General features: G+C 69.3%; 6 protein-coding genes, 1 tRNA gene and 1 pseudogene. 5 read left to right on the top strand and 3 right to left on the bottom strand.

The genetic code is table 11. The annotated features are described in order from the left end of the window. Window positions 1-30 precede the first annotated feature (30 nt). Window positions 31-327 (top strand): annotated as a pseudogene (locus GVL03_RS22730) (recombinase family protein); the annotation flags it as partial. A gap of 838 nt (window positions 328-1165) precedes the next feature. On the opposite strand, the gene GVL03_RS12635 reads toward GVL03_RS22730, so the two are convergent. Further along, window positions 1166-1241 (bottom strand) — tRNA-Lys (locus GVL03_RS12635). Between the two features lie 140 nt (window positions 1242-1381). Continuing rightward, window positions 1382-2038, bottom strand: a complete 657-nt coding sequence (locus tag GVL03_RS12630) for a fasciclin domain-containing protein (RefSeq protein ID WP_159501359.1) — start codon at window positions 2036-2038, stop codon at window positions 1382-1384. A 235-nt stretch (window positions 2039-2273) separates the two neighbouring features. Here GVL03_RS12630 and sigK point away from each other — a divergent pair, with 235 nt between their 5' ends. From sigK to GVL03_RS12610, 4 genes are all read left to right on the top strand, one after another. Next, window positions 2274-2864, top strand: a complete 591-nt coding sequence (gene sigK / locus GVL03_RS12625; protein ID WP_159501358.1) for an ECF RNA polymerase sigma factor SigK — start codon at window positions 2274-2276, stop codon at window positions 2862-2864. Further along, entirely contained in the window at window positions 2861-3700 is an 840-nt protein-coding gene (locus GVL03_RS12620; RefSeq protein ID WP_159501357.1) for an anti-sigma factor domain-containing protein, read from the top strand. The genes sigK and GVL03_RS12620 overlap by 4 nt, the downstream gene beginning before the upstream one ends. Before the next feature lie 191 nt (window positions 3701-3891). After that, window positions 3892-4530 carry a DNA-directed RNA polymerase subunit beta gene (locus GVL03_RS12615; protein WP_159501356.1) on the top strand — a complete coding sequence of 213 codons (639 nt, stop codon included), beginning with the start codon at window positions 3892-3894 and terminating at the stop codon, window positions 4528-4530. A 282-nt stretch (window positions 4531-4812) separates the two neighbouring features. After that, entirely contained in the window at window positions 4813-5697 is an 885-nt protein-coding gene (locus GVL03_RS12610; RefSeq protein WP_159501355.1) for an aminotransferase class IV, read from the top strand. Between the two features lie 147 nt (window positions 5698-5844). On the opposite strand, the gene GVL03_RS12605 is transcribed toward GVL03_RS12610, so the two are convergent. After that, window positions 5845-6675: a type IV toxin-antitoxin system AbiEi family antitoxin domain-containing protein gene (locus GVL03_RS12605; RefSeq protein WP_159501354.1), complete on the bottom strand. Its 831-nt coding sequence runs from the start codon at window positions 6673-6675 to the stop codon at window positions 5845-5847. Between the last annotated feature and the right edge of the window lie 177 nt (window positions 6676-6852).

The raw sequence follows: 6852 nt of genomic DNA, 5'->3' as shown, positions 1-6852 counted from the left end.
CAACGAGGTCCGCCCGCACGAGGCGATCGCTTGGAACCGGCCGATGGAGGTGCACCTCGGCCTGGCCGACCCCACCATCCCCAACTTCGAAAGAGAAGAAATCCTGCCAACTACTTGACGCGGGACACGGAGCTGGCAGAGGAGCTGTACTATCGGGGCCTCAAGACCCGCGCCACATCCACGCGGCCTGCTCGCCAGATCTCCGCGAACCAACTCGTGCGTATCCTGCAAGATCCGTACTATCTCGGCCTCGTCAAGTACAAGGGCGAGATCTTCAAGGGCAGGCATAACGCGCTCATCGACAGCGAACTGTTCGCGCGTGTTCAGGAGGTCGTCTCCCTGCGAAGCACGGGGGAGCGGAAGCGGATCCACGAGCACTACCTGAAAGGCAGCTTGTTCTGTGGCAGGTGCCGAGAAGAAGACCGCGTTGGCTGGATGGTGCTGGCCAACGTCAAGGGCCGTGGCGAGGAAACGTACCAGTACTTCTTCTGCCGTCAGAAGCAGGAACACCTCTGCGACAGTCGCTATGTCCAGACCCTCCGCGTCGAGCGAGCTGTCGAGCAGTTCTGGGACAGCCTGCGGCTCTCGCAGAAGCTTGTCGAGCACATTCGCGCAGGCATCCAGCGCACGGTCGAGCATGACCAGAAGACCACGCGTGAACTTCACGCTCACCTGACCGAAGAACTCCACCGGCTCGACGTCAAGCAGGAGAACCTGCTCGACCTGGCCGCTGAAGGCACGTTGCCAAAGGAAACCATCAAGAGGCGCATGAACGACATCGCCAAAGCCCGGAAGCGTCTCACCGAACGTCAGGAGGGCACCGAGCGCAAGTTGGCTTCGGTCCTGGACTACATCGACGCAGCGGTGGAGCTTCTTGAGAACCCGGGAGACCTCTACCGTCGTGCCAGTGACGACGTTCGACGCCAACTCAACCAAGCCCTCTTCAAGAAGCTCTATGTCTACATCGATGAGATCACCGATGCGGAGTTCAACCCACCGTTCGGGGACCTGATCGAGGCGGACAAGCTGCACCGGAGCGGTCAGAATGACGGCACGAGCCTGGACAGCAAAAGAGCCTCCGTCACCGAAGGCTCTTCGTTGTTGTTTTCTCCCTCTCAGGCTGTTCTCCGCATCGCTTTCGACGATGTTTCGAGTAACGACCATGTGGTGGGCCCCGTGGGGCTCGAACCCACGACCCGCGGATTAAAAGTCCGATGCTCTACCGACTGAGCTAGAGGCCCTCGTCCTCCACCCTACTTCTCCGGCGGGCGTGCCGATGCCGCATCGGCTGCTCCGAACCTGCGGCGACACGGCGTGGGATGGTGCGAGCACACGGAAGGGGCGCCGACGGAAGAACCCGCCGACGCCCCTTCCGAGGGGACTACTCTGCCGGCGGCATCAGCACCGTGTCGATGAGGTACACGGTCGCGTTGGCGGTCTGCACGCCACCGCAGATCACGGCGGACTCGCCGTTCACCATGATGTCGTCGCCGCTGCCGGTGACCTCGAGGTCCTGACCCTCGACCGTGGTGTGGGTGCCGTCGATCTCGTCCGGCGCGATCTGGCCCTGCACCACGTGGTACGTGAGAATCTTCGTCAGCAGCGCCGAGTCGGTCTTCAGCGTCTCGAGAGTCGCCGAGTCGATCTTCGCGAACGCGTCGTCGACCGGGGCGAAGACGGTGAACTCGCCGCTGTTGAGGGTGTCGACGAGGTCGACGTCGGGGTTGAGCTGTCCGCTGACCGACGCGGTCAGCTGCGTGAGCAGCGGATTGTTGGAGGCGGCCGTGGCGACCGGGTCCATGGCCATCCCCTCGACCGAGCCGGCGCCGTCCGGCACGGCCTCGGCATAGTCGGCGCAGCCGGCGCCGACGAGGTCGCCCATCGCGGCGTCCATCTCGGGGCTGCCCGACTCGGAGGTCATCGGGGCCGACGACTCCGTCGTCTCCATGGACGAGCCGCCGCTGCATGCGGCGAGAGCGAACGCACCCACGAACGCGAGCGAGATACCTGCTGTGATCTTCGTCTTCTTGGTGAGCATGACTTCCTCCGGTGTGCAGACCCCGCAGGGCCGTTCCGTGTCGGATGCGGCGGTGCGCCTCATCCCCGCCGCGGTGCGACGTGTACTCCCCATTCGTGCTCGTACGGGTATCGGATTGCGGTGGATCTCGAACGCGGCTGCGCCGGCTGTCGGGCCGGGCTGCACCGGAGAGCGACCCGGTGTCAAGCCGTCCGTGAATCCGACGGCGGCGCGCGAGGTCGTGCATGCTGAACGGATGGTGATCGACGGCATCGACGTGCCCGACGACGGGAGCGGGTCCGCCGACCACATCGGAGATCTGATTCAACTCGTCGCCGCGGGCGACCGACCGGCGTTCGCGCGCCTGTACGACACGCTGTCCCCTCGCGTGTTCGGACTCATCCTCCGAGTGCTCGTGGACCGCGCGCAGAGCGAAGAGGTTCTGCAGGAGGTCTTCCTCGAGGTCTGGCAATCCGCATCCCGGTTTGCTCCGAAAAGAGGGCAAGGAAGATCCTGGGTGCTCACGATGGCGCATCGACGTGCCGTGGACCGCGTGCGGTCCTCGCAGTCGAGCACGGATCGTGATGTGCGGGCGGGATTCCGCGACATGGGCGTGCCGCACGATGGCGTCGCCGAGCAGGTGGAGTTGAGAATAGAGGGAAGACGGGTGGTCGCGGCCGTCGCCGAGCTGCCCGAAGCGCAACGCGAGGCGATCACCCTCGCGTACTACGGCGGATACTCGCAGAGCGAGATCGCGGCACTGGTCGGAGCGCCGCTGGGCACGGTCAAGACACGGATGCGGGACGGATTGTCCCGCCTGAGGAACAGCATGGGGGTGGCATCGTGAGCGATCGCGACTTCGAGGAGCTCTCGGCGGGCCACGCCCTGCACGCCCTCACCCCCGAGGAGGAGCGTGCGCTGACGGACGCCCTGGCCGCCGACCCTGCGCGTCGCGCGCTGGTCGACGCGGACGCGGACTCGGCCGCGCTGCTGGCCGAGACGGTCACGGAGGTCGTACCGCCGCCCGCGCTGCGCGATGCCCTGCTCGCCCGCATCGTCGCGACACCGCAGGATGCGCCGGATGTCACCCCCGACGAGACGTCCGAGGCCGCCCTCGACGTGACCCCGGATGCCGCGCCCGACGTGACCGGGGATGCTGCGCCCGCTGTGACGCCGGATGCCGCGACGGCTGCGCCTGCGGCATCCCCGGTCCCCGCCCGCAGGGGCTGGGGTCCGCGCGCCTGGTTCGCGCTCGCCGCGAGCATCGCGCTGGTGCTCGTCGTCGGCGGCGCGGTGACGGTCGTCTCCTCCCAGCTCGCCCTGCCAGCATCCGTCGTCGCCCTGGAGCGGATCGAGAGCGCGTCCGACGCCCGGGTCGCCGCTGCATCCCTCGCCGGCGGGGGAGAGGCGACACTGCACTGGTCCGAGAGTCTCGGCGAGGCCGTGCTGGTCTCGGACGGTCTGCCGTCGATCTCCTCCGACCAGACGTTCGAGCTCTGGTACGTCCGTGACGGCGCAGCCATCTCGGCGGGATTGTTCTCGGCGGAGGGCGACGACGCGACGGCCGTGCTCTCCGGGACGGTCCGTGATGGGGACGTCGTCGCGGTGACGGTGGAACCCGCGGGCGGGTCGCCCGACGGCGCGCCCACCACGGATCCCATCGTGACGATCGACACCGCGTAGAGGTCGACACCGCGTAGAGGTCGACACCGCGTAGAGGCGCCACGAGGAGAGGGGCGGGCCCCAGGGCTCGGCCCCTCCGGCGTGCGCCCATGACGCGGGAGGCGCCCTGCCCGCCTCCTCGGCGGAGCGGTGGGGCCGCCACCGGGGACCCGACGAGAGGACGGCCGTGTTCCGCGGGTAGCCTGGTTCGGGTGACAGACGACTCGAGGTCCTTCCACAAGCCGGTCCGGCGGCCCGCGGAGCTGTTCGACCGGCTCTTCTCGGCGCAGGATCCGGCGGAGGTCTCTCGGGTCGCGCACTCGACCGCATCCACTCTGCTCACGCGCGTCCGCGCGGATCCGGATGCGGGAACCGTCGATCGCCTGGTGGCGTTCACCGACGATCACGGCATCGACGACATCGCGGAGCTCTGGTCGCGGGCGCCCGCGCGGTCGCTGCCCGGGGCGCTCTGGCGGCTGTACCTGCTGCAGGTGATGATCCACGACGACGCCCGCACGGCCGCGTTCCTCTACGACCGGGGGCGCATAGAGCTCTCGTCGGCCGACGAGGTGGTCGCCGGGGCGCCGGCGCCGGCCGGCCCCGAGGAGCTCGTCGCCCTGATCGACACGATCATGCGGGGGCTCTTCGAGGGCGACTTCGCGGTGGCGCTCGAGCGCGCCGCCGCGTTCTGCCGGGTGGTCGCCGCGGGAGCCACGCATCTGGCCGACGACTACGAGCCGACCGAGCCCGAGCGTGCGTCGACGCTCACGACGCGCGCACTGCGGTTGTCCACCTATGCCGATGATCTCGCGGCATCCGCGGGTCTCTGGCGGCGCGACTCGCTCACCTGACCGGGCTCGGCCCCGACGCTCGGGCTCGGATGCAGCCGCCATCTCGGTTGGGTGATCATGCCGCGGGGCGCGCGAAGCGTTCAGCGAGGTGGGCGTGACCGATTGCACGGCCCGAAGGAAACCGACCGCATGGCTCCAAGAGAAGTGCCGGGCCGCAGAAACGCCTCTCGGCGCAAGGCCGCTCGCAGCGGCAGAATTTGGAGCCCGGGGTTACTGCGGCCCGGCTGATCCAGTGTAACGGCTGCCGCACGATGGGTATTCCGTTCGGCGTAGGCTCTCGACATGGCCTGGCGTCACGCACTCCTTCTCGATCCCGCCGCATCCGATGACCCCGGCACCGATTTCGCAGCGACCCTCACGCCGATCGATCCGGCGGCCCCGGCCCTGAGCGTGGGCGAGCTCAGCACCCAGCGCGGCGACGGCATCTTCGAGTCGATCGGCGTCGTCGACGGGCATCCGCAGGAGGTCGGCGCTCACCTGGAGCGCCTCGCGCACTCGGCGCGGCTGTGCGACCTCCCCGTGCCGAATCTCACGCAGTGGGCGCAGGCCATCGCGGCCGCCGCGGCGGAATGCCCGCCGGGGGAGTGCGTCATCAAGCTGATCCTGAGCCGTGGCGTCGAGCACGGCCCCGCGCCGACCGCATGGGTCACGGCGTCGTCGGCACCCGACAACTCGGTGCCGCGTCATGACGGCGTGCGCGTGGTGACGCTCGACCGAGGCTTCGACAGCGGTGCCCCGGCCCGGGCGCCGTGGCTGCTGCTGGGGGCGAAGACGCTGTCGTACGCGACCAACATGGCGGCGCTCCGCGAGGCGCATCGGCGCGGCGCCGCCGATGCCGTGTTCGTCGCGAGCGACGGCGTGCTGCTCGAGGGGCCGACGTCCTCGCTCGTGCTGCGCTCGGGCGACCGGTTCGTCACGCCCGCCCCGGGCGCCGGCATCCTGCATGGCACCACGCAGCTCAGCCTGTTCGCCCACCTCGCCGACCGCGGTCACGAGACCGCCTACGAGACCCTGCCCGCCAGCGCGCTTCTCGACGCGGATGCCGCCTGGCTGGTCTCGAGCGTGCGCCTCGCGGTCGGCATCACCGCCGTCGACGACGCCCCGCTGCCGTACGACCCCGACTTCACCCGCGAGCTGAACGCCTACCTGCTCTCCCCGCGCGACTGACGTCCCCGCGCCCGCGCCCCCGCCCCACGACACAACGGCGGACGGTGGCGCCGACGCGCGGGCGCGCGGGCGGTCCGAACGGTGTGTCATCGACAATCTCTGCCGTTGTGCATGTGACACGGCGGGCGCCACCGGCCCGGTGACGGGTCAGAGGTGGTGGCCGGCGAGGATCTGACCCAGGATGGCGCGTTCCACCAGGTCCCAGTCGTGCACGATCAGCGCGTAGTCGAAGTGCAACGTCACGTATCGCCATGCGGCGGCGTTGGCATCCCGCACCAGATCCTTGTGACGGAGCGGCGCGGAGGCGTGGTTGTCGACCCCGTCGGCCTCGATGAGCAGACGATTCCCGATCAGGATGTCGACGACCCCGACAGCGTGGATCTGCCTCTGCGTGCGGATGCTCAGCCCCAAGCGGCGCAGCCGCCAGCGCAGGAGCGACTCCAGGCCACTGTCCGCGTCCGAACGTGCCAGCTCCATCGCGTCGCGAGCGGCCGGATTCGTGTGATCGCGCAACCAGCCGAGACCCTCGGCCGTGATCGATCCGTGTCGCAGGGCGGACTCCAGCATGACGAAGAACTCCTCGACGCCGCGGCAGGCGAGGATCTGCCGCAGGATCCGCGGAACGGATGGGATGCCGAAGGAGTCGACAGCCGGGCCCTCGTCCCAGTGCTCGACGCAGTCGCATCCGGCCGCCGGATCGTGCCGTCGATGACCGCTCGCCCGCAGCCACACGTGCACGGAGGTCTCCTCGCACAGCACCCACAGCCCGAGGTGTCGCGCCGCCGTGACACAGGCGAGCGCGCCGCCGTGGCTTGCTGCTGCCGATACCGCGGGGCACGCGTCACCGGTCGCGTAGACGCCGCGCCGGAGCCGCGTGAGGTCACCGGTCGCGAGCCGAGCGGTCAGCTCGGTACGGCTCACGCCGGCGTCCCGCAGCGCGCGATACGTCGTCACGGTGAGCTCGGGCGACACGCACATCTTGCCAGCGTGCCCGTCCAGGGCCCGTACGGTGATGCCGTCGGCCCGGACGGCGGACGGCTCACGGGAATCCGCCGTGGGGGAGGACAAGCGCCGCCCGACGTCGGCGGCGCTCGCGCGCCGACACAACGGCGGGGATTTCTGCCGACACCCCGTCCACGGATGCCTATGCCCGGT

This window comes from Microbacterium sp. 18062 (assembly GCF_902706225.1).
Taxonomy (GTDB): Bacteria; Actinomycetota; Actinomycetes; order Actinomycetales; family Microbacteriaceae; genus Microbacterium.
The sequence above is the reverse complement of the archived record's forward strand: the minus strand, read 5'-3'. Positions and strand labels throughout refer to the sequence as shown.

Excerpts from the sequence above, each read along its gene's own strand:
- GVL03_RS12610 (WP_159501355.1), top strand. The coding sequence starts at position 4,813 with ATGGCCTGGCGTCACGCACTCCTTCTCGATCCCGCCGCATCCGATGAC.
- GVL03_RS12605 (WP_159501354.1), bottom strand. The coding sequence starts at position 6,675 with ATGTGCGTGTCGCCCGAGCTCACCGTGACGACGTATCGCGCGCTGCGG.
- GVL03_RS12630 (WP_159501359.1), bottom strand. The coding sequence starts at position 2,038 with ATGCTCACCAAGAAGACGAAGATCACAGCAGGTATCTCGCTCGCGTTC.
- sigK (WP_159501358.1), top strand. The coding sequence starts at position 2,274 with ATGGTGATCGACGGCATCGACGTGCCCGACGACGGGAGCGGGTCCGCC.